The organism is Mycobacterium sp. E2733, from assembly GCF_001667585.1.
Taxonomy (GTDB): Bacteria; Actinomycetota; Actinomycetes; order Mycobacteriales; family Mycobacteriaceae; genus Mycobacterium.
The window spans coordinates 1-1,933 of sequence record NZ_LZJZ01000095.1 but is presented as its reverse complement, the minus strand read 5'-3'; the positions used below and the strand labels follow the sequence as shown (position 1 = coordinate 1,933).

The 1,933-nt window shown below is 66.0% G+C and carries 1 protein-coding gene and 1 pseudogene; both read left to right on the top strand.

Features of this window, described 5'->3' with window-relative positions:
- The coding region (locus tag A5678_RS17870; RefSeq protein WP_068044714.1) for an acyl-CoA dehydrogenase at positions 1-1,376 on the top strand (1,376 nt) is incomplete at its 5' end.
- 85 nt (positions 1,377-1,461) lie between these two features.
- A pseudogene (locus A5678_RS28360) lies at positions 1,462-1,933 on the top strand (hypothetical protein); the annotation flags it as partial.

Below are 1,933 nucleotides of genomic sequence, written 5' to 3'. Positions count from 1 at the left end.
GCGAGGGCGTGGAGCGCGGCTGGGCGGCCACCATGGTGCTCACCGAACCCGACGCGGGATCCGACGTCGGCGCCGGTCGGGCCAAGGCCATCGCACAGCCCGACGGCACCTGGCACATCGAGGGAGTCAAGCGGTTCATCTCCGGCGGGGACGTGGGCGCCACCGCCGACAACATCTTTCACCTGGTGCTGGCCCGGCCGGAGGGCGCCGGCCCGGGCACCAAAGGGCTCAGCCTGTTTTATGTCCCGCAATTCCTGTTCGACCCGGACACATTCGAACTCGGCGCGCGCAACGGGGTCTTCGCCACCGGGCTGGAACACAAAATGGGTATCAAGTCCTCTCCGACATGCGAATTGACCTTCGGCGCAACGGATTTGCCCGCTGTCGGCTACCTGGTCGGCGACGTGCACAACGGGATCGCGCAAATGTTCACCGTGATCGAGCACGCGCGCATGACGATCGGCGTGAAGGCCGCCGGCACCCTGTCCACGGGCTACCTCAACGCGCTGGCCTTCGCCAAAGAACGGGTGCAGGGCGCGGACCTCACGCAGATGTCCGACAAGACCGCGCCGCGGGTCACCATCATCCACCACCCCGACGTGCGTCGCAGCCTGATGACGCAGAAGGCCTACGCCGAGGGTTTGCGGGCGCTGTACCTGTACGCCGCCGCACACCAGGACGACGCTGTGGCGCAACATGTTTCGGGAGCAGATCACCAGATGGCGCACCGCGTGGACGACTTGCTGCTGCCGATCGTGAAAGGCGTGAGCTCGGAACGGGCCTACGAAGTCCTCACCGAGTCGCTGCAGACGCTCGGCGGTTCGGGCTTCCTGCAGGACTATCCCCTCGAGCAGTACATCCGGGACTCCAAGATCGATTCCCTCTACGAGGGGACCACGGCCATCCAGGCGCTGGACTTCTTCTTCCGCAAGATCGTTCGCGACCGAGGCGAGGCCCTGCAGTTCGTGATGGCTCAGGTCACCGAGACGATCGATGCCTGCGACGAGGCCCTCAAACCGCAGGCCCAGTTGCTGCAGACCGCGCTCGACGAGGTCATGGCGATGACGGGCGCATTGACCGGATACCTGATGTCCGCCGCGCAACACGCAAGCGAGATCTACAAAGTGGGGCTCGGATCGGTGCGCTACCTGCTCGCGGTGGGCGACCTGCTCATCGGCTGGCGATTGCTGGTGCAGGCGGGTGTCGCACACGCAGCGTTGGCGGACGCAGACGCATCCGACGCGGCCTTCTATCGGGGCAAGGTGGCGACGGCGACGTTCTTCGCCAAGAACATGCTTCCGAAACTCACTTCCCTGCGCAAAGTCATCGAGTCCATCGACGGCGAGCTCATGCGCATTCCCGAACAGGCGTTCTGACCGCCCCGCATTGCACACAGGTTAGCCACAGCTTCGACGGGTAATACCCATTCCGTTGGGTCCAACCACGATTGGAGAACCGTTGATGTCTGCCAGCTGTCCAACGCCCCGGCTCACCCGGTTAGCAGTCCTCGCGGTCACCGGGGTCGCCGCGCTGTCCGTCGCCGCATGCAGTTCGTCTAACAAGGCAAGCCCGACGTCGACCTCGACGTCCACCTCGGTGGTCACCTCGACGACCACCTCCCCGGCCCCGGCCAGCGGCGAAGCCCGGGTCAGCGGGATGATCGCGTCGGTGGCGGGCAACTCCATCCGGGTCACCAAGGAAGACAATTCGACCGCGGCCGTGAACTTCACCTCGACCACCAAGGTCACCGAGACCACGCCCGCCGCGCTGACCGACGTCACCTCAGGCAGCTGCGTCACCGTGCGGCCCACCCAGGAAGCAAAGGGCGGGCAACCCGTCACCGCGGCGTCCGTGAAGGTCAGCCCCTCTGTCAACGGCGCATGCCCGGCCAAGCCGGCGGGCCAGGGTTCGGGACCGAGCTCCACCACCCCGG